The following is a 22690-nucleotide window of genomic DNA, read 5'->3' as shown; positions in this document are numbered from 1 at the left end:
GCATATCATATGAGTTCCGTAGCAGATGAGGGAGCGGATGCCGCGCGCCGTCATCGGCGGTCGACCGTGGCCGTCAAGGAGTCGCTGCGCGAACTGCGGAACCAGCTTTCGCTGCTGAACCACCAGGTCAGCTCCCACCTGACGCTCAAGGACGTCGACCTGGACTGCCTCGAGCTGATCGCCCGCTACGGCCCGCTGAGCCCGAGCGCGGTCGCCCGCAGCGCGGGTCTGCACCCGGCGACGATGACCGGGATCCTCGACCGGCTGCAGAAGGGCGGCTGGATCGTCCGGGAGCGCGACCCGGAGGCGTCCGACCGGCGCGCGATCGCCGTGCGTGCGGTCCGTGGCCGCAACGCCGAGCTGTTCCGGCTGTATGCGGGCATGAACGCCGCACTGGACGAGATCTGCGACGAGTACAGCGAAGCCGAGCTGGACCTGATCACCGACTTCCTCCGCCGCGCGAGGACGGCGGGCAACGCCGCGACGGGTGATCTGGCCAACAGCTGACCTGGGCTTTTGTGTGTTCTACTCGCACTGTGGCGGGAGACATCTGGGTGGCCGGGGACGCGTACGAGGCCTACATCGGGCGGTGGAGCCGGCGCGTCGCGGAGACGTTCGTCCGGCAGCTCGACGCCCCGGCGAGCCGTCGGTGGCTGGACGTCGGCTGCGGCACCGGCGCGCTGACGTCGGCCGTGGTGGCCGCGGGCGACCCCGCGGAAGTCGTCGGCGTGGACCCGTCCGAGCAGTTCCTGAAGACCGCCCGCGCCGGCGTCGCCGACCCGCGGGTGACGTTCCAGGTCGCCGACGCGCGTTCGCTGCCGTTCGAAGACGACCGCTTCGACGTCGTCGTGACCGGCCTGGTCCTCAACTTCGTCCCGGACCCGGCGCAGGCCGCCGCGGAGATCGCCCGGGTGACCGCGCCGGGCGGCCTGGCCGCCGCGTACGTCTGGGACCTCGCCGAAGGCATGCAGCTGATCCGGCACTTCTGGGAGGCCGCCGGCGAGCTCGACCCGGGGGTGCCCGACGAAGGCCGCCTCTTCCCGTTGTGCCGCCCGGAACCGCTCGGCCGCCTGTGGACCGAAGCGGGCTTCGGCGCGGTGTCCGTCGAGGAGATCAAGGTCCCGACGGTGTTCACCGGCTTCGACGACTACTGGACGCCGTTCCTCGGCGGCCAGGGTCCGGCGCCGGCGTACCTGATGACGCTCCCCGAGGCACGCCGCTCGCAGCTTCGCGAGCTGCTGCGCAGCCGTCTGCCGACCAGCCCGGACGGCTCGATCCCGCTGTCGGCCCGCGCATGGGTCGTGCGCGGCACGGCGGCCGCATGACGAAGGCCGCCCCTTCCGGGACGGCCTTCGCGCGGTTGGTCAGAGAACCGTTGGTCAGAGACCGGCCTGGGACAGCCAGTCCTTCGCGACGTCGGCGGCCTTCTCACCGTCGGAGTCGACGCGCTTGTTCAGGTCCCGCATGACGTCGGTCGTCAGCTTCGCGCTCACCGCGTTGACGGCGGTCGCGAAGTCGGCGCCGCGCTCGTCGAGCACCTTCTTGTTCACCGCCGGCACGACGTTCTCGGTCGGCACGATGTTCAGGTCGTCCTTGAGCACGGTGTAGTTCGAGTCACCGGTCAGCGGGCTGACCGAGTCGACCGGGATCACCGTGACGGCACCGGACTTGAGCTGCTCGACCCGCGGCCCGGCTTCCTGGATCGTCTGGAAGGTGGCGTTCGTCAGCTTGTAGACGTCCTTGAAGCCCTGGAAGCACGGGAGTCGCTTCTCGCACTCCGGCGGGCCCGCCATGACGACCTTGTCCAGCTTCTTCAGGTCGCTGATCGAGGCGATGCCCTTGTCCTTGGCCAGGTCGGACTTGACGATGTAGGTGTTCTTGTCCTCGGCCGCGGCGAAGTTCAGCAGCGAGACGCCGCTGGGCTCGAACAGCTTCGCGAGCTGGTCGTGCTCCTCCTGCGCGGTCTTCCCGGCGTCCTTGCCGAAGCCGGTGGTGATCGCCGCGCCCTGGTACTCCGGGATGAACTGCAGCTCACCGGACTTCAGCGACGGGTAGATCAGCTCGCGCGAGCCCAGGTTGAGCTTGCGCGTCACCGGGTAGCCCTTGGCCTCCAGCGCCTGCGCGTAGATCTCGGCGAGGATCTGGCTGTCGGTGAAGTTGAAGGAGGCGACGACGATCGGCGCCCCACCCTTGCTCTGCGCGGCGGGCTTGTCACCGCTGTCGCTGCCACCACCACAGGCGGCCAAGCCGAGCGTCGCCGCGACGGCCACCGCCATCACGGACGCGTTCCGGAACCAGCGCACGAATCCCCACTCCCTCGTCACTCGAACAGACGAAAGGACCCTAGCCCGACCCACCGACAACTATCCACATGTTGGGAGAAGAGGCCCAGGATTCCCAGCCTGCGGAATTTCACCGCCCGATCGGGGTAGGGTCGGCCGGTGCATGTGACCGCGGTGACCCCGTTGGCCGCCGACAGCGGACCGCCGATCTTCCAGTGGCGCTGGGTCGACCGCAACGCCGACGACATCGCCCAGCGCCTCGTCGAGCACATCTCGCTGACCGGTGCCGCGCTCGGCATCGGCCTGGTCGTCTCGATCGCGCTGGCGGTGTTCTCGCTGCGCTTCCGCTGGTCGTACGGGGTCATCCTGAGCACCGCGGGTGCGCTGTACGTCATCCCGAGCCTCGGCGCGTTCGCCGTACTGGTGCCGTTCTTCGGGCTGACGTTCGTGACCGCGATGATCCCGCTCGCGACGTACACGCTGCTCATCCTGGTCCGCAACATCGTCACCGGCGTCGACCAGGTGCCCAACGAGGTCCGCGAGGCCGCGATCGGCATGGGCTACACCCGCGGCAGGCTGCTGTGGCAGATCGAGCTGCCGCTGGCCCTGCCGGTGGTCATCGCCGGCCTGCGCGTGGCCGCCGTGACGACCATCGGACTGGTCACGGTCACCTCGATGCTCGGCCTCGGCGGCCTGGGCTACTTCATCCGCGCCGGTATCCAGACGGCCACCCCCAACCCGACGGAGATCATCGTCGGCGTGGTGCTGTCGGTGGTCCTGGCCGTGGTCGTCGATCTCATCCTCTGGTTCAGCGAACGCCTGCTGGCCCCTTGGACCCGGAAGGTGCGGGCGCGATGAGCTTCTTCGACCAGCTGAACGCGTGGCTGTCCGACCCCAACCGCTGGAGCTGGACGGACAAGGCCGGCATCCCCTACCGGACGCTCGAGCACCTCAGGTTCTCCCTCCTCGCCCTCGTGGTCGCGGCCGTGCTGACGATCCCGGCGGCCCTGTGGCTGGCCCACTACCGCCGGGGCGCGTTCCTCGCGAGCAGCGCGGTCAACATCGGCCGCGCGATCCCGAGTTTCGGCCTGATCATCCTGTTCTGGTTCCTGGCCAGCCGCTGGGAGCTGGACACGACGTTCTGGCCCCTGCTGCTGGCATTGGTCGCCCTGGCGATGCCGCCGTTGTTCACCAACACCTACGCCGGCGTGGTCTCCCTGGAGCAGGAGACGGTGGACGCCGCCCGCGGCACGGGCTACCGCGAGTGGCAGATCATGCTGCGGCTCGAGCTCCCGCTGGCGTCGCCGATCATCCTGGCGGGCGCCCGGGTCTCGTTCCTCCAGCTGATCGCCACGGTCGCGATCGGCGCGATCGTCAACGACGGCGGCGGCCTCGGCCGCTACATCGTCGACGGCTTCGCGCTGGGCGCCCAGGGCTACGGCGAGATCTTCGCCGGCGGCCTGGCCGCGGTGGTCCTGGCGCTGGCGTGCGACGGCGCGTTCGCGTTGATCACCCGCCTCGCCACGCCGCGCGGCCTCGCCCTCCAGAACGCACGCCGCGACTAGAACGCGCCGGTCAGGATCAGCACACCGAGCGCGATCAGCGTCACCGGCAGCACCACGTGCCCCCAGCGCGCGAGGACCCGCGCCACGCCCGGACGGGTCGCGAGGTACCGGCCGAGCACGCACCACGCCGCGACGCCCACCAGGAACACCACGCCGTAGCCGGCCAGGCCCGCGGGTCCGGTCGCCGCGAACGCGGGCACGTACACGCCGATGTTGTCGCCGCCGTTGGCGAAGCACACCGCCGCGACCGCGAGCACGCCACTCGCCGGAGCCGGTTCGACGTCGTCCCTGCGCCACGCCTGCCAGGCCGCGCGGATCCCGAGCAGCACCGGCAGCACGCCCAGCCAGCGGACGGCGCCTTCCGGCAGCAGCCCCGCCCCGAGCGCACCGGTGACCGACGCGGCCAAGATCGCCGCGAAGCCGATGAACTGCCCGGTCACGACCTTGAGCTCGCCGCGACGCCCGGCCGCCTGGCCGAAGAACACCGCGAGCAGCACGAGGTCGTCGACGTTCGTCACGGCGAACATCGCGGCAGCACGCCCGATCAGCCCGACGTCCACACCCGCCCCTCCCGGAAATCCGCTTGGCAGGAGCCGACGCGGCACAGGACGATTCTGCCCATGCCCGCCGTCACGCGCCGCGAATACACCGGTCCGGCGGATCTGCGAGCCATGCAGGCGCTGGCCCAGCGGATCTGGTCGCCGTCGAGTTCGGTGCACGTCGGGGACCTCGCGTGGCAGCGGTTCCAGCACGTCGGCCGGGAAGCCGAGTGGCCGACCGCGCTGTGGGAAGCGGGAAGCGAAGTCGTCGCCTGGGGCTGGGTCTCGCTACCCGGTGAACTGGCGCTGCTCGTCGATCCCGCGCGCCCCGAACTCGCGTCCGAGGTGCTCGGCTGGTTCGAGGACACCGCTGCCGCCGCCGAGCTCACGGTCACCGTGCTCGACGCCGAGAAGCATGTCGTCGCCGCGTTGGAGCGAAGCGGTTACGCGCTTCAGGAGAGTTCGGTCTTCCAGCCGTATATGTCTCGCCTCCTCGAAGATCTGCCGGAACCGGTGGTGCCCGGCGGGTTCACCGTCCGCCCGGTCGGCGCGGACGATCTGGCGCGTCGGGTGGCCGTTCATCGTGCGGTGTGGCACCCGTCTCGGGTGACCGAAGCGAGCTACCGCAACGTCATGACGGCCTGGCCGTACCGCGGCCGGCTGGATTGGGTCGTGGAAGCACCCGACGGCCGGTTCGCCGCCCAGTGCCTGATCTGGCTCGACGAACACAACGCCGTCGGCGAGCTGGAGCCCGTCGGAACCTTGCCGGAGTTCCGTCGTTCGGGCCTGGCCCGCGCGGTGTGCCTCGCCGCGCTGCACGCGGCACGTGACGCCGGCGCCCGTGAAGCCGTGGTGTATCCCGTGATCGGTCACCCGAAATCCCCAGCTGCCCTCCCGTTGTATCGCGACCTCGGCTTCCGCCCCTATGCGCGCACCCTCACCTTCACCCGGACCCACCGGCGTATCCCTCCTTCCTCGGGGTCCGCGTCCCCGGAGGGCGCACACCGACGAACGTAGCGGCCGCGGCGTCCGGCCCGTCCGATTCGAGGGCGGATCCCGGCCGGTTGTCCACATCGGGACCGGCCTGTGGACAACTCGGTGGATTTCCCTTGCGCGGCGCGGAATTGTCGGCACCGGCCGATAGACTCGAGAACGGGGGCGCCCCCACGCGCGCGGAGTTATGAGGACGCAAAGTCCGGCGCGGTAAGGAAGTTTGGTGTCTTGGAAGCGGTCAGCCGGCGCGGCAGGCGGCGATCAGGCGCTCGATCTCGGGGCCGAGCGGGCGATCCTCGTCCAGCGGCGGCACCACCGACCGCACCCATTCGTACGACTCGCGAAGCCCCGCAGCGCCTTTGACCCCGGCCAAATACCGGGCTTGAGAGCCCGTGACCAGCTCGCACGCCGTGATCGCGAACAGGTGGGCCGCGGCCGAACGCAGCTGCTCCCCCGCCGCCCACGCAAACGCTTGCACGTCCTCCTGGCCGGCCGAGGTGTCGATCGAACCGAGCGTCGCCGGTGTGGCGAGACGGCGCAGCGCGTGCAGCTCGCCCACCGCGCGCTTGTGCAGCGGCACCAGTCCGGCACGCGGTCCGGGATCAGCCGTGAGCTGCGGTGGGAGGCCGCTGAAGCGCTCGTCGAGCAGGCGGTGCGTCCGCTGCACCGACACCTCGCCGAGGTGCACCAGCGCCGCCGTCAGCGCGTCCATCCGCAAGCCGAGGTCCACCGCGTGATAGCCGGTGCCCGGCACGAATGCGCCGTCGACGAACGACGGCGAATCCCCGGGCATCGACTCCCAGCGCAGCCAAGTCTCGCGCAGGTCCGCGGCGACGCGGCTCGCGTGGGCCAGTGCGCGTGGCGCGACGCGCACCGAGAGCGGGGCCTGGACGACGTCCGGGCGTACAAAACCGCCGCTGACCAGGTCGTTCAGTTCCTCCAGCAGGTTCCGCAAGTGGTCGTCGCCGCCGGCCATGACCGGTGAGAACACCGCGCGGGGCGCGCCGAGAACGTCGATCGCGACGGCCGCCGTCAGCGTCTGCAATCGGATCAGCCGTCGCGCCTCCGCCCAGCCGCGCTGCGCGAGCATGACGGCCAGCGGCGACCCCTGGATCAGCGACGCGCCTTCCTTCGGGCCGAGGACGTAAGGCGCGGCGCCACGCGCGGCGAGCGCCTCGGCCGCGGGTGTCTCGACGCCGTCCTCGAGAACCGTGCCGATCCCCAGGAACGTCTGGAAAGCGTGCGACAGCGGGATGATCTCCCCCGAACTGCCCAAGCCGGTGCGCGGAACCGCGGGGGTGAAACCGTCGTTCAGCCGGTCGACCAGGAACCGCACCAGGTCCGCGCTCACGCCCGACCACGGACGCAGGAAGTCCCGCAGCCGCAGGACGAGCAGGGCGCGGACGTCCTCCGGCGGCAACCACGGCGGCCCGCCGACGGCCCGGCCGATCAGCAGGTTGCGCTGGTGCTCGGCCTGCTGGCGCGCGTCGAGCGCGACACCCGCGAGGCGACCCATCCCCGTGTTGACGCCGTAGACCGGGTTTTCACCCGTTCGGAGGGCCGTCAAGACCTCGTTCCGACGCCGTATCAGGGCTTCTACCAGTGGTTTGCCCAGAACCAACCGTTCACCGTCGGCGAAATCGCTTCCGGTGATCATCATCGGTACGGCAGCATGGTGCCGACGCCGGAAGCCTCGGCACGGGCCAGGATCATGTTCGCCACCGCGACGTCCGTTGTGGACAGTCCGCGGTGCCAGAACAGGATCCGCTCGGCGTCGTGCTCGCGGCCGGGCTTCTTGCCGGCCACGATGTCGCCGATCTCGGCGTGGACCCCGTCCGCGGTGAGGAGGCCGGCGTTGAGCTGCGGGCGCAGGGCGCCGAATCGCGGGTTGCCGGACTGCGATTCACGCCAATCGTCGACGACGACCTTGTCGACGTCCTCGAGCAGCGTGAGCTCCAGCGCGCTGATCGTGCCGTAGGGCACCAGGAAGGTGCCCGGCCGGAGGTACTCGCGGCGCACCAGCGCCTCGGGTTCGACCAGCCGGGAGGCCTCGACCTGGATGTCCGCGCCGTCCAGGGTCTCCTCGGCCGTGGCGCAGACGCGGACGTCCTTGCCGAGCCGCTCGGACAGCCGGCGGCCGAAGTCCTCACGTGACTCCGGGCGCTTGCTGGTCACGCGGATCTCGGCGAAGTCGAACAACGAGTCCAGCAGCACGACGTTCCACCAGGCCGTACCGCGGGCGCCGATGTGCCCGAGCACGCGCGAATCCGGGCGGGCGAGGTACTTCGCGCCGACGGCGGTCATCGCGCCGGTGCGGGCTTCGGTGATCATCGTGCCGTCCACGATCGCCCGCGGCATGCCGGTGTCCGGGTCCAGCAGCAGGATCAACGCCATCTCCGAAGGGAGGCCCCGTTCGAAGTTCCCCACGAAGTCACCGACGACCTTCACGCCACTGACCTGCTTCGCCGACAGGTGGCCGCGAAGGATGTTGAAGTGGCCCTTGCCGCCGTTGTCCGGCACGAGGTGCGTGCGCGGCTCGAAGACGACCTGACCGCGGCCGTGGTCGGCGAGCACGTCTTCGACCGCACCGACGATGTCCGCGTCCGTGACGCCGAGCGAGTCGATGTCGGCGCCGGTCAGGTACCGGAGCCAGACCGACGTCACTGCGCGAGACCCTCGATGACCTCGGCCCCGGGCAGCGCGGCCAGCGCGGCGCCGGAGATCAGCAGCTTGCTGCCGCGGATCCCGCTGCCGATGACCAGCTCGGGCGCGTCGGCGACGGCCTTGTCGATCAGGATCGGCCACTCGGCGGGCAGGCCGACGGGCGTGATGCCGCCGTACTCCATCCCGGTGAGTGAGACGGCTTCGTCCATCGGCGCGAACGACGCCTTGCGGACGTCGAGGCGGCGCTTGATCACGCCGTTGACGTCGGCGCGGGTCGTCGCGAGCACGAGCGCGGCCGCGAAGCGGACTTCGCCGGAGCGCTTGCCGGCGACGACGACGCAGTTCGCGGACGCGGTCAGCGGCGAGCCGTAGGCCTCGCAGAAGGCGGCGGTGTCGGCCAGCGACGGGTCGATTTCCGTGACGCCGAGGGCATCCGGTTCGGCGAGCGCGGCCAGCGCCTTGGCCACGGGCTCGGCGAGGAGGTCAGTACGCGTGGGTGCGGGAACGACGGTCAGGCTCCCGGCGATGGTCCAGGTCACGACCCCATTAAAACAGCGCCCCCGCCGAGTGCGGCGGGGGTGGGAAGGAGCTCACCAGGTGGAGCCGCCGCGTTGGACTTCGATGAGTTTGGGGCGGACGTCCACGAGGTAGACGAGCGACGCCGCGGCCGCGGGCACCCAGAAGATCATGCCCGGAGAGAAGGGATCCAGGTAGAACAGCACCATCGCCAGGGTGGCCCCGCCGGTGATCAGCATCCAGATGGGCTTGGACTTGCGGTCGGCCGCGGAGTACGCGTCGGCACGCTGGAGCAGCGCGTGCACGAAGGCGAAGAGCCCGACCAGCGCGCTGCCCCAATGGATGACTTCGATGATCCAGACGGCGACTAGCACAGCCACAGCTTACGGCAAACCGCCCGTACGACCCCGGCCCCGCCACCGAGGGGACGATGGCGGGGCCGGGGGTTCACGGCGTTTTTACTTGTCGGCCTTCGGCGCGGCCGGCTTCTTCGCGGCGGTGCTGGTGGTGCCGGTGGTGGTGCGACGGGCCGGGGCGGCCGTCTTCGGGGCCGTCTTGTTCGCGACCTTGCGGGACACCGAGCGGGTCTCGTGGGCGACGTCGTCACCCAGCTCCTCGACGGCTTCGGCGGCTTCGCCGGCGACCTCGGTCACCTTGCGGGCGGTCTTCTCGCCGACCGAGCGGGTGCGCTTGGTGAAGGTGCCCAGCACGCCGTCGACGCGCTCGCGCACCTCGGTGGTGACGCCCTCGACCTGGCCCTGCGCGGTGGTCAGGGCCTCCTCGAGCTGCTCGATGGCCTTCTTGACCTGCGGCTGGGTGGAGAACTTGTCCCACGCCTGCTCGCCCGACTCGGCCAGCTTGTTGTACAGCTTCAGCGCGGCCTCGGTGTACTCGTCGATGACCTTGCGCAGCTCGGCCGGGTCCAGCTTCTCGCGGAGGCTCTCGACGTCGGTCGGCAGCTCCTGCAGGTTCTTGCGGGCGGTCTCGCTGCCCTTGGTCACGTTCTCGCGGGCCTTGGCCACGGCGTCGGTGACGGCCTGGCCGGCCAGGTTGCCGGCGCCGAGCGCGGCGAGCAGCGGGGTGCGGACCTGGTCGAGGGCGGTGTTGACGGCCTTCTTGACGTCTTCGGTCTTGGGGGTGGTCATGCTGACTCCTTCTTGGTGTCTGCGGCTGGTGCGGTGTCAGTGGTGTCCGTGGTGTCTGCGGTGGGGGATTCGGCGGCCGGCCGTGCCGCGGCGTTCTCCCGCCGGAAGGACTCGTAGACGTCGAGCAGGACCTGCTTCTGCCGTTCGGTCAGCTCGGCGTCGGCGCGAATCGCGTCGCCCACCGGACCACCCGTCGGCAGATCGAGGATCCCGGCCTGCACATACAGCGCTTCGGCTGAAATGCGCAGTCCCTTGGCGATCTGCTGCAGGATCTCGGCGCTGGGCTTGCGCACCCCGCGCTCGATCTGACTCAGGTACGGGTTGGACACTCCGGCGAGCTTCGACAGCTGGCGCAACGAGATCTTCGCGGTGTTGCGCTGTTGGCGGATGTACTCGCCGATGTCGGAAGCGATGTCCGCGACCTTCTCCATGGGGCTGCCGGATCCTGGCTGCGTCCCACCGGTTTCCGTCATCCGGTCACCTCCTCGCGACACCAACGACGCTACGCGCGTGTGCTAGCTATTGCAAGCACTCTGCTTGCAACATCGGGTGTGGTGGTGCTCACCGCTAACGTGGTCGCATGACGAGCGCGGCCCGGCTGCGGCGACGGCTCGTCGAGCTGCTGCTCGACGAGGACGTCCTGCACGCCCCGGAATGGATCGCCGCGTTCCGCGCGGTCCCCCGCCACGTCTTCCTGCCGCGGTTCTTCACCGCGGCCGGCGGACTGTGGGCAGCGGTCGAGCGCGGTGATCCCGGCTGGCTCGAGGCCGTCTACTCGCGCGACGTCCTGGTGACGCAACTCGACGACGACCCCGGCCGCTGGGAGCTCGCCCGGACGTCCGGGCCGGTGACGGGTACGCCCACGAGCTCCTCGAGCATGCCCGCGATCATGGCGATCATGCTCGAAGAGCTGCGGGTGCGGGACGGGCACCGCGTGCTCGAGATCGGCACCGGGACCGGGTACAACGCCGCCCTGCTCAGCCACCGCTGCGGCGCCGGCCAGGTGTCCACAGTGGACATCGACCCCGGGCTCGTCGCCGGCGCGCGCGAACGCCTGGCCGAGGCCGGTTACCGGCCGGCGTGCGCGGTCGGCGACGGCGCACTCGGCTTCCCGGCGGGGACCGTCTTCGACCGGGTGCTGTGCACGGCGTCGGTGACGTCGATCCCGCCGGCGTGGCTGGAGCAGACGGTGCCGGGCGGCCTGATCGTGACGACGCTGAACCGGCCGATCGGCGCCGGGCTGGTCCGGCTCGTCGTGGGCGAGGACGGCGCCGCGCAGGGGCCGGTCCTCGCCCGCGACGGCCGCTTCATGCCCCTTCGCGCGCATCGGCTGCCTGACACCGAGCCGCTGCCGATGCCGTCGCGCGAAGACTGGGAGCAGACGCGGCTGCCGATGTCGACGTTGCTGCAGCCGCGCCGGCAGTTCGAGTTCTTCGCCGGGCTGTCGTTGCCGGGCGTCCGGGCGGTGCGTGAACACGACGGCGTCGATCCGGGCGCGGGTGGTCCGGGCGAGGCCGGCGTCGCGCTGGTCCACCCGGACGGCTCGTGGGTCCGCCACCGCAAACGCGCCGGCGCGCACGAGGTCGCCCAGGGCGGCCCGCGGGCGCTGTGGGAGGTCGCGGAAGCGGCCTACGTGGAGTGGTGCGAGCTGGACAAGCCGGAGCGCGACCGCTTCGGCGTGACGGTGGCCGGTGAGCGCCAGGAGTTCTGGCTCGACGCCCCGGACGGCCGCACCTGGCCGCTGGCCTGACGCGGCACAACGCACTCAGTCCGGTAGGCGGGAGCGGATCCACTTCTCGGCGTGGTCCGCCGTGTCCTCCGCCGCGACGTCCGTGGTGTCGAAGACGTCCACGCCCGAGTTGCGCAGCCAGTCGCTGAACTCCAGCATCTCCTCGATCCGTGGCTCGTCCCACTCGCGCCAGGCCGGACGGGCACGGAGTCGGCGTCGGAGGGAGTCAGGCGAGCTGACCAGGGCCAGGTAGTGGATCTCGCTGAAGAACACGCGCTCCGGCAGCTGCTCGAACTCCGGGGGTGCGACCGTGCCGCAGAGGACCACCGGGCGGCCGTTCTGGTGCAGCATCGCCGCCATGCGGAGCCAGACCGAGCGGAACGCCCGGACGTCGTCGCGCAGGGCGTCCGCCCACAGGACGTCCTGCTCCAGCACCACCACTTCGCCGGCGAAGCGCGACGTCAGCAAGGGCCCGACCGTCGACTTGCCGGCTCCGCTCGGGCCGGTCAGCGCGAACAGCGGCAGCCGCGTGAACGGCCACCGGTGTTCGCACCGCACGCACGTCAGGACGGCGCCGGCCGCGACCGGGCGGGCTGCCCGGTCGCCGCACGACGGGCAGATCCGCAGGTCGAGACCCACTTCAGTCGAAGAGGTTCTCGAGGAAGCCGCGCTTGCGGTGGCCGTGGCCGTACGGCCTCGGCGAATCCGAATACCCGCCGCGGTGCGGCCGCGGCGAGTCCGAGTAGCCCCCGCCGCGGTAGCCCTTCGGCGAGTCGGGGTGGCCGCCTCGGTACGGGCGCGGTGAGTCGCCGCGGCCGTACTGCGGGACCGGTGCGCCGTACGGCGGTGGAGCCTGGCCGTAGAAGGAGCTCTCCGCACCCGAGATGGCTTCGAGCTCACCGCGGTCCAGGAAGATCCCGCGGCAGCCCTCGCACTGGTCGATGTGGACGCCGTTCTTGTCCACGGTACGCATCTGGTTCTGACACTTCGGACAAATCACTCATCCGAGACTACGCATAAACCGCTCAGCAGGCGCAGAGGCAGAACGGGTGGCCCACCGGATCGGCGTAGACGCGGAACGTCTTCGGGGCGTCGTCCAGCAGCTTCGCGCCCAGGCCGAGCACGCGCTCGTGCGCCGCTTCCAGGTCGGTGACCTCGAGGTCGAGGTGCATCTGCTGCGGGTTCTCCGCGGACGGCCACGCCGGCGGCCGGTAGTCGGGCACCCGCTGGAACGCGAGGCCCGTGCCGCCGGCCGGGTTCGGCAGCGTCACCCAGTGGCCGTCGTCGGCCACATCGGGCTCGCCCCACTCCAGCACCGCCCGGTAGAACGCGGCCAGGGCCACCGGGTCGGGGCAGTCGAGGGCCACCACTCCCAGCGTCGGTACCGCACCCATCGTCGCTCCCTTCGATCGCGAATAACCAGTGAACGGATTATGTGGGTTAGCTCTGGAGGGTGCAACCACCTTCCGCCGTACACTGGTTCCGTGCACACCGACGCGTCCCTCGTGGTGGAGTTCCTGAACACGGTCAACGTCGAAGAGGGCACGGACCTGCTCGAACATCCCGGGTCGTGGCGCGAGTGGGCGGCCGGGCACGCGCTGCGGGCCAACCCGGCCGCCGAGGCCCGGGCGGCGCGGGACGCGCTGCGGGCCGCGATCGGCGATCCGAGGCTGCCCGGCGGCAGCGTCGACGTCGGCACCCGGATCTCCCTCACCGACGACGGCCCGGCCCTGATGGCGGACGACGTCGTCGGCGCGGTGTTCGCCGCCTGCACCCGGCTGGTCGTGCGCGGCGACTGGATCCGGCTGAAGATCTGCCCCGCCGACACCTGCCTGTGGGCGTTCTACGACGAGTCCCGCAACCGCTCGCGGACGTGGTGCTCGATGCGCGTCTGCGGCAACCGCGAGAAGGCGCGCGGCTGGCGGGCCCGCGCGGCCACGGGCTGAGGCTCTCATCCGAGCGGCGGACCCCCGGTCAGCTGTGGACAACTCGTCACACCAGCACCACATATCCACGCCCCGGACGGGCTTACCCCCACACGTTGTGGACAGGGATTAGGCCATCACCGTGAAAAGTTGTGGATAACCCGGGGGATAACTCAGGTTCCTGTGGACAACTGGTTTGAAGGTCCCCCACGTGTGGTATACGCCTCAGCCGTCAGAAGAGCAGCTCCGCGACGGTGTAGATGACGAGGCCGGCCAGCGCGCCGACGACCGTGCCGTTGATGCGGATGAACTGCAGGTCACGGCCCACCTGGAGCTCGATCTTGCGGGACGTCTCCTCGGCGTCCCAGCGCTCCACCGTGTCGGTAATGATCGTGGTGATCTCCTGCGAGTAGTTCTTCACCAGGTACGCCGCGGCGCCCTCGACCCAGCCGTCGACCTTGCCGCGCATCTGGTCGTCGGAGACCAGCCGCGACCCCAGCGACACCAGGCCCGCGCGGACGCGCCGGCGCAGCTCGCTCGACGGGTCCTCGGCCGCGTTGAGCAGCATCTCCTTGGCCGTGCTCCAGGCCGAGCCGATCAGCCGCTGCACCTCTTCGTGGTGCACGATCTGGCCCTTGACCTGCTCGGCGCGCGCCATGACGTCCGGATTGGTCTGCAGGTCCTGGGCGAACTCGCCGAGGAACTTGTCCAGCGCCAGCCGCATCGGGTGGTTGACGTCGGTCTTGACCGCCCACGCGAACGACAGCACCTCGCCGTAGACCTTGTCCGCGAGCATCTCGTCGACGAACTTCGGCGACCAGCTCGGCGCCCGGTCGGACACCACGCGCAGCATGGTCGTGTGGTTGTCGCGGACCCACTCGTAGGCGCGGTCGCACATCAGGTCCACGAGCTTGTGGTGCGCGCCGTCGGCGAAGACGCCCTGCAGGATCTTGCCCAGCGGCGGACCCCACGGCTTGTCGATGATCCGCCGCGCGACCGCCTGCTCCATGATCGCCTGGACGTCCTCGTCGCGAAGGACCTTCACGGCCGCCCGGACGACCGTGGCCAGCTCGGACGTCACGCGCTCGGCGTTGTCCTCCTGCGCCACCCACGCGCCGAGGCGCCGGGCGATCTCGACGCGCTTGAGCTTGTCGCGGATGACCTCCTCGGAGAGGAAGTTGGACCCGACGAACTCGCCGAGGCTGTTGCCCAGCGCGTCCTTCTTGTTCGGGATGATCGCCGTGTGCGGGATCTTCAGGCCGAGCGGGTGCCGGAAGAGCGCCGTGACGGCGAACCAGTCCGCCAGCGCACCGACCATGCCGGCTTCGGCCGCGGCTCGCACGTAGCCGACCCAGGCCGGCCAGCCACTGGACTGGGCCCAGCTGGTCAGCAGGAACACGACGGTGGCGCCGATCAGGAAGGACAGCGCGACCAGCTTCATCTTGCGCAGCGCGCGCCGCTTTTCCGCTTCACCGGCTGCGCCGCCCGGCGGATCGGCCGGGGTCACCTTGGCGGGGGTCAGTTGCTCCACACCGCCATTGTCCGCGAGGATCGCTGATCGTGCGCGAACCTGCTCTCGTCCCCCGCCTGCGGCCGTTCACCTCGACCATCTTCGCCGAGATGACGGCCCTCGCCGTCCAGCACGACGCGGTCAACCTCGGCCAGGGCTTCCCGGACACCGACGGCCCCGCCGGCATGCTCGACGCGGCGAAGAACGCCCTGTTCGGCGGCGCGAACCAGTACCCGCCGGGGCCCGGCCGCCCCGAGCTGCGCGCGGCCATCGCGCGGCACCGGCTGCGCTACGGCACCGAGTACGACCCGGACGCGGAGATCCTGGTCACCGCGGGGGCGACCGAGGCCATCACCGCGACGCTGATCGCCCTGACCGAGGCCGGCGACGAGGTCATCGTCATCGAGCCGTACTACGACTCCTACGCCGCCGCGGTCGCGATGGCGGGTGCGCAGCGCCGGGTCGTCGGGCTCGTCGAGGGCGAGGACGGCCGGTTCGGCCTGGACGTCGACGGGCTGCGGGCCGCCGTCACGCCGCGGACCCGGGCGATCCTCGTCAACTCGCCACACAACCCGACCGGCACCGTCTTCACCCGCGCCGAGCTGGACGCGCTGGCCACGCTCTGCGTCGAGCACGACCTGATCGCCGTCACGGACGAGGTGTACGAGCACCTGGTGTTCGATGACGCCGAACACATTCCGCTGGCCACGCTGCCGGGCATGCGGGAGCGGACGGTGAGCATCTCCAGCGCCGGCAAGACGTTCAACTGCACCGGCTGGAAGATCGGCTGGGTCTGCTCGACGCCCGAGCTGGTCGCCGCGGTCAAGGCGGCGAAGCAGTTCATCACGTTCGTCTCCGGCGGGCCGCTGCAGCCGGCCGTCGCGCACGCGCTCGACCACGAGCTGCCGTGGGTCGACGGGCTGCGCGAGAGCCTGCAGGAGAAGCGCGACCGGCTTTCGGCCGGGCTCGCCGACGCCGGGTTCACCGTGCGGCCGGCGGCGGGCACCTACTTCGTCTGCGTCGACGTCCGGCCGCTCGGTTTCACGGACGCCGCCGATCTGGCGTGGGAACTGCCCGGCCGGGTCGGTGTCGCCGCGGTGCCCGTCAAGGTATTCACCGATCACCCGGACGAGTGGAAACATCTTTTGCGTTTCGCGTTCTGCAAGCGCAATGAAGTCATCGACGAGGCCATCACCCGGTTGCGCAAACTGGTCTGACGTCCGCGGTCGCGCCTTTGGTGGCCGTGAGGCGGCGGGTCCCTCACTTGCCGCAGCGCTTCGTGACGCTCCGCGGTCACCGAAGGCGGCCCGATGCCGCCGTCGGGCCGCCGTTGATCACGGACCGCAGCCGGGCGTCTCACAATTCGGAAACGTGCTGATCGCTCAATCGAAATCGGCGAACACGCACCGAGCGCGACCGGTCGGGCACGGTCCGCCACGCGGCTACCGAAAACATCAGGTCAACGCCGAATGACCCCCAACGCGGCACTCGTCCGAATGGCCGCAGAGAGACGTCCGAACGGCACTGAGAGTGATCAACTCGTCGGCCGTAGATACCTTGCCCGGTAGGGCCGTTCCGCCTTACGGGCTGGATAGAACGCGGGAGAGATGAAAGACTCCCGAGCGGTGCTAGAAAGAGTGCAGCCCCGGGGGATCTGCGACCTGGCCGGAGAAAGACCCCAGCAAGATCGGACTCGAGCGTGCATCGCGAGAGCCTCAGGCGCGGACGGTGGTGGTGACGGTGAGTGGCACGGTGCTCGTGCGCCCCGGCGCTCCAGCGCGGCCTGCGCTCACAGCCGGTGAAGCCACGCCCGCGCCGCGCCCCTGGGCGGCGGCGCTTCCCCGTCCCGCGGCCCGGATCCTGCTCGCCGGCGGGCTGACCCTGGCGGGCTGGCTGCTCGGCGCCGCGCTGTCCGGGAACACCGCGTCGGCCGCCGAAACGGCGACCTGCCAGCACCCGACGGTGTCCACTGTGGAGCACAGCAGGCACGGCCACCACCACCGCACGAGTCACCGCGAGACCGGCGCCGCCACGTGCGCGCAGCAGCCCTCGGCCGGTGACGACACCCAGCAGCAGGCCGAAACCCCGGCGGACGAGACCACCCAGGCCGACGACACCGCGGCCGTCGAGACCAAGTCCGTCCAGACCCCGGCCGCCCAGAAGCAGAGCCTGGCGAAGCAACAGTCCACGAAGGACGTTCAGACCGCCGAAGAGCCGTCGGCCAAGGCGACGACGTCCGGCAGCGGCCTGCTCGGCGGGCTCGTGGGCAACGTCCTCAACGTCGTCGGCGGCACGCTCAATACCGTCACCACCACGGTCGGCGTCGTCACGCACACCGTCAGCACGGTCACCGACACCCTGAGCCACACGGTTCTCGCGCCGCTCACCCAGCCGCCCGCGAACAACCCGGACGCGCCGGCCCTGCTCCCCCTCGACGACCTCCTGAACCCGATCCTCAACGGCGTGTCGAACGCCGCCGGTGTCACGGCGACCGTGCCCAGCACGGTGACCGGGGTCGTCACCCCGGTGACGACCACCCCCGCCACCACCAGCACCCAGACCGCGCCCGTGACGACTCCGGCCACCACGGAAAGCCAGGCGACCGGCGACCGGACCGCGGTGGTGCACCTGGTCGAGGTGCAGAACACGCTGCCCGCCGTCCAGGAGCAGCCGCGCGATTCGGGCGTCCACGCTCGCAACGGTGGCGGCGACTCCACTCCCGGCCTGCCCGGCGGCGGTACCACCGCGCCGAGTGCGCCGGCCCCCACCGCCGCTCCGGGCCACGACGGCCCCGGCGGCGCCCGCCCGCAGTTCGCGGTGCACACCGACGACGTGACCACCACGCAGCTGAAGCTCATCGGAGCCAGCCGCGACCACGACGTCGACGGCGCGGGGCGCGAAGCCGCCCTGCCCACCACCTCACCCGACTGACCCCGAACCGGGCAGCCGGGGACAAGTGCGTCCAAACCAAGATCATCTTGTCGGACGCCCACGCCGTTAGCGCGCGACCTTTCCCTGCTCCAGCACGTGATCCGTGACCCTTTCACGTCTCGTGACGCCTCGCCGCGTCCGACGTACCCCAGGGGCGACCCATGCGCAGCAACCACAGTCTTTCCGACCGGCCGACCGCGCCCGGCCGGGTCGGATCCCGGTCCCGGCGTCGCACTGCCCCTGCGACGCCGGGACCCACACCGGGCGTGCTCCGGGAGTTCCTGCTCACCGCGCCGAGCAGGGGCTCGTTCTACCGAGAGCCCGCCTGAGCCGCCGGCTTCCCGGCACGTCGAGGGGCTGTGCCGGGAAGCCGCGGTACCCGCATCGGAGTCACGTACCGATGCGGGTGGTGGAAACAGGCCGGTGCGCCGGATGCACACGAACGCCGCCCATCCCTGGGAGCAGGCTCGCATCCGGCGCACCGGTCCGTTCGTTTCAGGCGACCGGGGCGTCCAGCGACCGCGGTGTGCCGCGGACCGCGGCCTCGGCGGCGCTCAGGCGGCGGACCGCCTCGTTGATCGTCTCCGGGGGCAGTGAGAACGGCAGCCGGAGCCAGCGCTCCAAGCCGCCGTGGACGCCGAAGCGCGAGCCCGGCGTGATCTGGACGCCGTGCCCCGCGGCCGCCACCGCCAGCCGGGAGCTCACCGGCTCGGGCATCCGGCACCACAGCGACAGCCCGCCCTTGGGCAGCGTGAACGTCCAGTCCGGCAGGTACTCGCGCACCGCCGCGGCCAGCGCGTCACGGTTGCGGCGAAGCTCCTCACGACGCCGTGCCAGCGCGGCCCAGCCCTCGTCTCGCAGCAGCAGCTCCGTGAAGATGACCTGCTCGAACACCGGCGACCCCAGGTCCACCGCGTAGCGCGCCGAAACGAGGCGGCCGAGCAGGTCCTCCGACGCGCGGATCCAGCCGAGCCGCAGCCCGCCCCAGTGCGACTTCGACGCCGAGCCGACGCAGATCACCAGGTCCCCGGCGAACGCGGCCAGCGGCGGCGGCCCCTGCAGCGGGTCGCCCTCCAGGTCCAGCTCGACGAGCGTCTCGTCCACCACGACCGGCGTCCGGGCGCGGGAGAGCACCGCGCCGAGCCGTTCGCGGCCTTCGGCGTCGAGACGCAGGCCGGTCGGGTTCTGGAAGTCGACCACCAGGTAGCCGAACCGGGGTGACGCCTGGCGCAGCACCGCGTCGACCCCGGCGATGTCCCAGCCGCGCTCGCCGGTGGGGTCGAGCGCGACCGGCACCGGGATCGCGTGCGCGGCGCGGATCGCCTCCAGCGCGTTCGGGTAGGTCGGCTGCTCGACCAGCACCCGGTCGCCCGGGCCGGCGAGCATGCGCAGGGCCAGCACGAACGCGTGGTGCGCGCCGTTGGTGACCATGACCTGCGCGGGGGTCGTCGGCAGCCCGCGCTCGGTGTAGCGCTGGGCGATCCGCTCGCGCAGGCCGGGCAGGCCACGCTCCTGGTAGCCGTGGCCCGCGAGGTGGCCGGCGAGCTCGCGGCGCGCGACGTCGACCGCGCCGATCAGGCCCGGGATGGCCGGCGAGGACGCGTGCGTGAAGTCGATCAGGTCACCGCCGGCCGGAGCGACCGGCTCGCGGCGACGGCGGCCGGGCGCGGCGATCCACGACCCCGCGCCGCGGCGGCTGGCGACGAACCCGTTCTCCCGCAGCCGGTCCAGTGCCCCGCCGATCAGCGTCCGGCTGGCGCCGAGCGCGTCGGCCAGCTCGCGCTCGGCGGGCAGCCGGGTGCCGAGCGGGAGCTGGCCGTCGAGCACCTGCAGTTCGATGGCCGCGGCGAGATCGACCGCACCCTGCCGCGAGCCACCTTGGCGCCACGAGCCCAGCATGACGGCCAGTCGCGGACCAGAGATGCGTCCACCCAGTGGGAGTGCGGGTTCCATCAGGCCAATATCCCAGAATTGGCTATGGTTTACCAGGCCACTTGCACCCGATAGTGGTGACGTGGCTCAGATCGATCTCCGGCCCGTCCGGATCTCCCGTGACCCCGTCCGCCGCAGCGTCCAGCTGCTCGCGGGCCTCGCCCTCTACGGCACCAGCGCGGCCGTGCTGACCCGCGCCCACCTGGGGCTCGAACCCTGGGGCGTGCTGGCCGAAGGCGTCATGAAGCACACCGGGCTGACCTTCGGCACCGTGACCGCCGTGGTCTCGGTGGCCGTGCTGCTGCTGTGGATTCCACTGCGCCAGCGGCCCGGGATCGGCACGGTCGCGAACGTCGTGGTCATCTCGGTGGTGGTCGACCTGGTCCGGGCGGTGCTCCCGGACCAGCACGACCTCGCCTGGCAGGTCGCGTTCCTGGTCGGCGGCGTCGCGCTGAACGGCGTCGCCACCGCGACCTACGTCGGCGCCCGGCTCGGCCCGGGCGCCCGTGACGGCCTGATGACCGGGCTGGCGGCGCGCACCGGCTGGTCGGTCCGGCTGGTGCGCACCGGCATCGAGGTCGCCGTGGTCGCCGTCGGCTGGCTGCTCGGCGGGACCGTCGGCGTCGGCACCGTGCTCTACGCACTGGCGATCGGCCCGCTCACCCAGGCGCTGCTGCCCCTCGTCACCTGGCGCGAAGCGCAGAGCGAAGAGCAGGAGCGCGCTCACTAACCGGCCTTGCGCTGCTGCACGATCCGTCGCAGCGTCACGTAGTCGGCGCCGCGGCGGGCGAGGACGTCGTCCGTGCCGCGCTGCTGGGCCAGCGCCAGCAGGATGTGCTCCTGCCCGAGGTGCTTGTCCCCCAGCCGGACGGCTTCCTTGAGGCTCAGCTCGAGCGTCTTCTTCGACTGGCTGGTGAACGGGATGTGCCCACGCTTGGCCGGGCCGAGCCGGCCGGCCAGCGCGCCTTCCCCGTGGGTCTGCTCGACGGCTTCCACGATCTGCTCGACATTGATGCCGAACTCGGTGAGCGCTTCGGCGTCGGCGTCGCTGACCCCGCCGCGGCGCCGGGTGCGGGCCAGCTCCGCGGCGACGTCTTCGGTGGAGACGCCCAGCTCGGCGAGCAACGGGACGGCCGTCTTCATCAGCCCGGCGAGCAGGTGCGGTGGCGCGATCTCCGTCGAACCGGACTCCCGCGCCACGATCTGCGCCTCGACGACGGCCATCCGCGCGTCTTCGGTGAACCGCTCGAACATCAGTGCCTCCCGTACTTCTTGTGCACGGCCTGCCGGCTGACCCCCAGCTCGGCGGCGATCTCCTGCCACGACCAGCCGTGCATCCGCGCGCTGCGGACCTGCACGGCCTCCAGTTGTTCCAACAGCCGCCGGAGCGCGGCGACCGCACGCAGTCCCACCCGGGGATCGCGGTCGCCGGCCCGGGCGGCCAGGTCTGTCGCTTCCGTCATGCCGTCAACCTACGTTGACATATCCCGCCTGTCAACTCAGGTTGACGCGCTCGCCGCGGAGGATCGTCCCGCCGACGTACAGTCGGGCCATGCCGGAGATCGTGTTCGCCGAGCGGGCCGGGGTGGGCGCCGACGGCCACCCCCGCCCGACCGAAGACCACGTCGTCGTGCTGGACAACGCGGTGCTGCTGCTCGACGGCGCGACCTCGTCGGACCCCTCGCTGCCCCCGGGCGGCTGGTACGCCGAACGGCTGGCCCGGCGGCTGGCCGACGACCTGCGCACCACGCCCGAAGCCGACCTGACCGACGTCCTGACCACCGCGATCGCCGTCGTCACGGCGGAGAACGAGCTGCGCCCCCAGCGCTCGCCGTCGAGCACCGTCGCGGCCGTGCGCTGGCTCGACGACCGCGTCGACGCGCTGGTCCTGGCCGACAGCCCGGTGATCGGCTTCGGCGGGTTCGGCACCGACGGCGTCGACGTCGTCTCGGACGACCGGCTCGCCGGGCTGCGGCGGCGCGGGATGCTCCAGACCGGCGCGGACGTCCGCCGCCGTCGCAACGCGCACGACGGGTTCTGGGTCGCCGAAGCCGTCCCGGGTGCCGCCGCGCACGCGGTGAAGCGCAGCTGGCGGCGCGCCGACGTCGACGCCGTCCTGCTCGCCAGCGACGGCGTGTCCATCGGCGTCGACCAGTACCGGCTGTTCGACTGGGGCGAAGCGCTGGCGACCACCCGCGCCGACGGGCCGGACGCGGTGCTGGACGCCGTCCGGACCGCGGAGAAGCAGGACCCGGACGGCGAGCGCTGGCCGCGGCCGAAACGCCACGACGACCAGGCGCTCGTGCTCGTCGACTTCGCGGCCTGTTCCAGGGTGTGAATCAGGGTCTTCCCGGATCACGTCCGTCCGGTTCTTCGGGAACCTGGACGCCATGGGGACGGGACAGGGGAAGCGCACGAGACCGTGGACGTTCGTGGCGCTGGGCGCGATCGGCTGGGGTCTGTTCATGGCCGTGGTGCTGCACATCATCAGCTCGCACGACCCGGTGTACGACACGTTGTCGAGCTACACCGTGACCGACCGGGGCGAAGGCATGCTCGCGGCGAGCGTGCTGTCGCTGGCCATCGGCTCGCTGGCCGTGCTCGGCGCGCTGCAGGTCGCCGGCGTGCCGCTCTCACGGACGACGCGGCTGCTGCTCGCGCTCTGGTCGCTCGGCATGGCCGCCGCCGCGGTGTTCCCGGCGAGCTACCCGGCCGCGCCGAACCCGGTGAGCGGCGAGATCCACCTGTACGCGTGCCTGGTCGCCTTCTGCAGCCTGCCCGGCGCGGCTTTCACGCTGCTGGAGCCACTGAAGGGACGCGCGGAACGCGTCTTCGTCGTCCGCACGCTGCGGCTGTCGGCGGTGACGTTCGGGTTCTTCGCCCTGAGCTTCGTGTTCGTGCGGCTGAGCGAGGCCGGGGTCGAGCCGTTCCCGTTCCTGTCGGACGCGATCCCGATCGG

Annotated in this window: 26 protein-coding genes and 1 pseudogene; 12 read left to right on the top strand and 15 right to left on the bottom strand. The window is 71.3% G+C overall.

Features of this window, described 5'->3' with window-relative positions; all coding sequences use genetic code 11:
• Positions 1–9 precede the first annotated feature (9 nt).
• Positions 10–507 carry a MarR family transcriptional regulator gene (locus VA596_RS19950; protein ID WP_323329302.1) on the top strand — a complete coding sequence of 166 codons (498 nt, stop codon included), beginning with the start codon at positions 10–12 and terminating at the stop codon, positions 505–507.
• A 29-nt stretch (positions 508–536) separates the two neighbouring features.
• Complete coding sequence (locus VA596_RS19945) at positions 537–1325, top strand: class I SAM-dependent methyltransferase (protein WP_323329300.1); 789 nt, start codon at positions 537–539, stop codon at positions 1323–1325.
• Between the two features lie 54 nt (positions 1326–1379).
• Here VA596_RS19945 and VA596_RS19940 read toward each other — a convergent pair whose 3' ends face one another.
• Positions 1380–2303 carry an ABC transporter substrate-binding protein gene (locus VA596_RS19940; RefSeq protein WP_323329298.1) on the bottom strand — a complete coding sequence of 308 codons (924 nt, stop codon included), beginning with the start codon at positions 2301–2303 and terminating at the stop codon, positions 1380–1382.
• A gap of 138 nt (positions 2304–2441) precedes the next feature.
• Between VA596_RS19940 and VA596_RS19935 the strand changes: the two genes are divergently transcribed.
• Positions 2442–3140: an ABC transporter permease gene (locus VA596_RS19935; protein ID WP_323329296.1), complete on the top strand. Its 699-nt coding sequence runs from the start codon at positions 2442–2444 to the stop codon at positions 3138–3140.
• A complete protein-coding gene (locus tag VA596_RS19930; protein ID WP_323329294.1) occupies positions 3137–3847 on the top strand; it encodes an ABC transporter permease in 711 nt (236 codons plus the stop codon). Before VA596_RS19935 ends, VA596_RS19930 begins: the two co-directional genes overlap by 4 nt.
• On the opposite strand, the gene VA596_RS19925 is transcribed toward VA596_RS19930, so the two are convergent.
• Positions 3844–4407, bottom strand: a complete 564-nt coding sequence (locus VA596_RS19925; RefSeq protein ID WP_323329292.1) for a cadmium resistance transporter — start codon at positions 4405–4407, stop codon at positions 3844–3846. The genes VA596_RS19930 and VA596_RS19925 overlap by 4 nt on opposite strands.
• Positions 4408–4467: 60 nt before the next feature.
• On the opposite strand from VA596_RS19925, the gene VA596_RS19920 reads away from it, so the two are divergent.
• A complete protein-coding gene (locus VA596_RS19920) occupies positions 4468–5403 on the top strand; it encodes a GNAT family N-acetyltransferase (RefSeq protein WP_323329290.1) in 936 nt (311 codons plus the stop codon).
• A gap of 214 nt (positions 5404–5617) precedes the next feature.
• Here the strand turns inward: VA596_RS19920 and VA596_RS19915 are convergent, their stop codons facing one another.
• The 6 genes from VA596_RS19915 to VA596_RS19890 form a co-directional block, all read right to left on the bottom strand.
• The gene (locus VA596_RS19915) at positions 5618–7039 is read right to left on the bottom strand and encodes an aromatic amino acid lyase (protein WP_323329288.1); all 1422 of its coding nucleotides are present in this window, start codon (positions 7037–7039) and stop codon (positions 5618–5620) included.
• Positions 7036–8043: an ornithine cyclodeaminase family protein gene (locus tag VA596_RS19910; protein ID WP_323329286.1), complete on the bottom strand. Its 1008-nt coding sequence runs from the start codon at positions 8041–8043 to the stop codon at positions 7036–7038. Before VA596_RS19910 ends, VA596_RS19915 begins: the two co-directional genes overlap by 4 nt.
• A complete protein-coding gene (locus tag VA596_RS19905) occupies positions 8040–8582 on the bottom strand; it encodes a YbaK/EbsC family protein (RefSeq protein WP_323329284.1) in 543 nt (180 codons plus the stop codon). The genes VA596_RS19910 and VA596_RS19905 overlap by 4 nt, the downstream gene beginning before the upstream one ends.
• Positions 8583–8633: 51 nt before the next feature.
• The gene (locus VA596_RS19900) at positions 8634–8933 is read right to left on the bottom strand and encodes a DUF2516 family protein (protein ID WP_323329282.1); all 300 of its coding nucleotides are present in this window, start codon (positions 8931–8933) and stop codon (positions 8634–8636) included.
• A gap of 84 nt (positions 8934–9017) precedes the next feature.
• Positions 9018–9704, bottom strand: a complete 687-nt coding sequence (locus VA596_RS19895) for a hypothetical protein (protein WP_323329280.1) — start codon at positions 9702–9704, stop codon at positions 9018–9020.
• Entirely contained in the window at positions 9701–10135 is a 435-nt protein-coding gene (locus VA596_RS19890; protein WP_323329729.1) for a helix-turn-helix domain-containing protein, read from the bottom strand. The genes VA596_RS19895 and VA596_RS19890 overlap by 4 nt, the downstream gene beginning before the upstream one ends.
• Before the next feature lie 149 nt (positions 10136–10284).
• On the opposite strand from VA596_RS19890, the gene VA596_RS19885 reads away from it, so the two are divergent.
• Entirely contained in the window at positions 10285–11454 is a 1170-nt protein-coding gene (locus VA596_RS19885; protein ID WP_323329278.1) for a methyltransferase domain-containing protein, read from the top strand.
• Positions 11455–11469: 15 nt separating this feature from the next.
• Here VA596_RS19885 and VA596_RS19880 read toward each other — a convergent pair whose 3' ends face one another.
• From VA596_RS19880 to VA596_RS19870, 3 genes are read right to left on the bottom strand one after another with little or no spacing between them, the layout of a single operon-like run.
• Positions 11470–12072 carry an AAA family ATPase gene (locus VA596_RS19880; RefSeq protein ID WP_323329276.1) on the bottom strand — a complete coding sequence of 201 codons (603 nt, stop codon included), beginning with the start codon at positions 12070–12072 and terminating at the stop codon, positions 11470–11472.
• Position 12073: 1 nt separating this feature from the next.
• Positions 12074–12433, bottom strand: a complete 360-nt coding sequence (locus VA596_RS19875; protein WP_323329274.1) for a TFIIB-type zinc ribbon-containing protein — start codon at positions 12431–12433, stop codon at positions 12074–12076.
• A gap of 25 nt (positions 12434–12458) precedes the next feature.
• Entirely contained in the window at positions 12459–12827 is a 369-nt protein-coding gene (locus tag VA596_RS19870; protein ID WP_323329272.1) for a VOC family protein, read from the bottom strand.
• Positions 12828–12917: 90 nt separating this feature from the next.
• Here VA596_RS19870 and VA596_RS19865 point away from each other — a divergent pair, with 90 nt between their 5' ends.
• On the top strand, positions 12918–13379 hold the full coding sequence (locus VA596_RS19865) for a CGNR zinc finger domain-containing protein (protein WP_323329270.1): 462 nt from the start codon (positions 12918–12920) through the stop codon (positions 13377–13379).
• A 211-nt stretch (positions 13380–13590) separates the two neighbouring features.
• Here VA596_RS19865 and VA596_RS19860 read toward each other — a convergent pair whose 3' ends face one another.
• A complete protein-coding gene (locus VA596_RS19860) occupies positions 13591–14889 on the bottom strand; it encodes a DUF445 domain-containing protein (protein ID WP_323329268.1) in 1299 nt (432 codons plus the stop codon).
• A gap of 29 nt (positions 14890–14918) precedes the next feature.
• On the opposite strand from VA596_RS19860, the gene VA596_RS19855 reads away from it, so the two are divergent.
• Positions 14919–16085, top strand: coding sequence for a pyridoxal phosphate-dependent aminotransferase (locus VA596_RS19855; protein ID WP_323329266.1), 1167 nt, complete (start codon positions 14919–14921; stop codon positions 16083–16085).
• A gap of 523 nt (positions 16086–16608) precedes the next feature.
• The gene (locus VA596_RS19850; RefSeq protein ID WP_323329264.1) at positions 16609–17799 is read left to right on the top strand and encodes a hypothetical protein; all 1191 of its coding nucleotides are present in this window, start codon (positions 16609–16611) and stop codon (positions 17797–17799) included.
• Positions 17800–18294: 495 nt separating this feature from the next.
• Here VA596_RS19850 and yczR read toward each other — a convergent pair whose 3' ends face one another.
• Positions 18295–19752 carry a MocR-like transcription factor YczR gene (gene yczR, locus VA596_RS19845; protein ID WP_323329262.1) on the bottom strand — a complete coding sequence of 486 codons (1458 nt, stop codon included), beginning with the start codon at positions 19750–19752 and terminating at the stop codon, positions 18295–18297.
• Between the two features lie 61 nt (positions 19753–19813).
• Between yczR and yczE the strand changes: the two genes are divergently transcribed.
• The gene (yczE, locus tag VA596_RS19840; protein ID WP_323329260.1) at positions 19814–20461 is read left to right on the top strand and encodes a membrane protein YczE; all 648 of its coding nucleotides are present in this window, start codon (positions 19814–19816) and stop codon (positions 20459–20461) included.
• Here yczE and VA596_RS19835 read toward each other — a convergent pair.
• Both VA596_RS19835 and VA596_RS19830 read right to left on the bottom strand, forming a co-directional pair.
• Positions 20458–20985, bottom strand: a complete 528-nt coding sequence (locus tag VA596_RS19835) for a Clp protease N-terminal domain-containing protein (protein WP_323329258.1) — start codon at positions 20983–20985, stop codon at positions 20458–20460. The two genes, yczE and VA596_RS19835, sit on opposite strands and share 4 nt — an antisense overlap.
• Positions 20985–21194, bottom strand: a complete 210-nt coding sequence (locus tag VA596_RS19830; RefSeq protein ID WP_323329256.1) for a helix-turn-helix domain-containing protein — start codon at positions 21192–21194, stop codon at positions 20985–20987. The genes VA596_RS19835 and VA596_RS19830 overlap by 1 nt, the downstream gene beginning before the upstream one ends.
• Positions 21195–21283: 89 nt before the next feature.
• Between VA596_RS19830 and VA596_RS19825 the strand changes: the two genes are divergently transcribed.
• Together VA596_RS19825 and VA596_RS19820 are read left to right on the top strand one after the other, a co-directional pair.
• Complete coding sequence (locus VA596_RS19825; protein WP_323329255.1) at positions 21284–22069, top strand: hypothetical protein; 786 nt, start codon at positions 21284–21286, stop codon at positions 22067–22069.
• A 52-nt stretch (positions 22070–22121) separates the two neighbouring features.
• Positions 22122–22685 (top strand): annotated as a pseudogene (locus VA596_RS19820) (DUF998 domain-containing protein); the annotation flags it as partial.
• Between the last annotated feature and the right edge of the window lie 5 nt (positions 22686–22690).

The sequence above is a fragment of the Amycolatopsis heterodermiae genome, from assembly GCF_034929455.1.
Taxonomy (GTDB): Bacteria; Actinomycetota; Actinomycetes; order Mycobacteriales; family Pseudonocardiaceae; genus Amycolatopsis; species Amycolatopsis heterodermiae.
The sequence above is the reverse complement of the archived record's forward strand: the minus strand, read 5'-3'. Positions and strand labels throughout refer to the sequence as shown.

Bases quoted from the DNA above. Each gene is read 5' to 3' on its own strand.
- VA596_RS19870 (WP_323329272.1), bottom strand. From the start codon at position 12,827: ATGGGTGCGGTACCGACGCTGGGAGTGGTGGCCCTCGACTGCCCCGAC.
- VA596_RS19950 (WP_323329302.1), top strand. From the start codon at position 10: ATGAGTTCCGTAGCAGATGAGGGAGCGGATGCCGCGCGCCGTCATCGG.
- VA596_RS19825 (WP_323329255.1), top strand. From the start codon at position 21,284: ATGCCGGAGATCGTGTTCGCCGAGCGGGCCGGGGTGGGCGCCGACGGC.
- VA596_RS19830 (WP_323329256.1), bottom strand. From the start codon at position 21,194: ATGACGGAAGCGACAGACCTGGCCGCCCGGGCCGGCGACCGCGATCCC.
- VA596_RS19895 (WP_323329280.1), bottom strand. From the start codon at position 9,704: ATGACCACCCCCAAGACCGAAGACGTCAAGAAGGCCGTCAACACCGCC.
- VA596_RS19930 (WP_323329294.1), top strand. From the start codon at position 3,137: ATGAGCTTCTTCGACCAGCTGAACGCGTGGCTGTCCGACCCCAACCGC.
- VA596_RS19835 (WP_323329258.1), bottom strand. From the start codon at position 20,985: ATGTTCGAGCGGTTCACCGAAGACGCGCGGATGGCCGTCGTCGAGGCG.
- yczR (WP_323329262.1), bottom strand. From the start codon at position 19,752: ATGGAACCCGCACTCCCACTGGGTGGACGCATCTCTGGTCCGCGACTG.
- VA596_RS19890 (WP_323329729.1), bottom strand. From the start codon at position 10,135: ATGGAGAAGGTCGCGGACATCGCTTCCGACATCGGCGAGTACATCCGC.
- VA596_RS19920 (WP_323329290.1), top strand. From the start codon at position 4,468: ATGCCCGCCGTCACGCGCCGCGAATACACCGGTCCGGCGGATCTGCGA.
- VA596_RS19885 (WP_323329278.1), top strand. From the start codon at position 10,285: ATGACGAGCGCGGCCCGGCTGCGGCGACGGCTCGTCGAGCTGCTGCTC.
- VA596_RS19915 (WP_323329288.1), bottom strand. From the start codon at position 7,039: ATGATGATCACCGGAAGCGATTTCGCCGACGGTGAACGGTTGGTTCTG.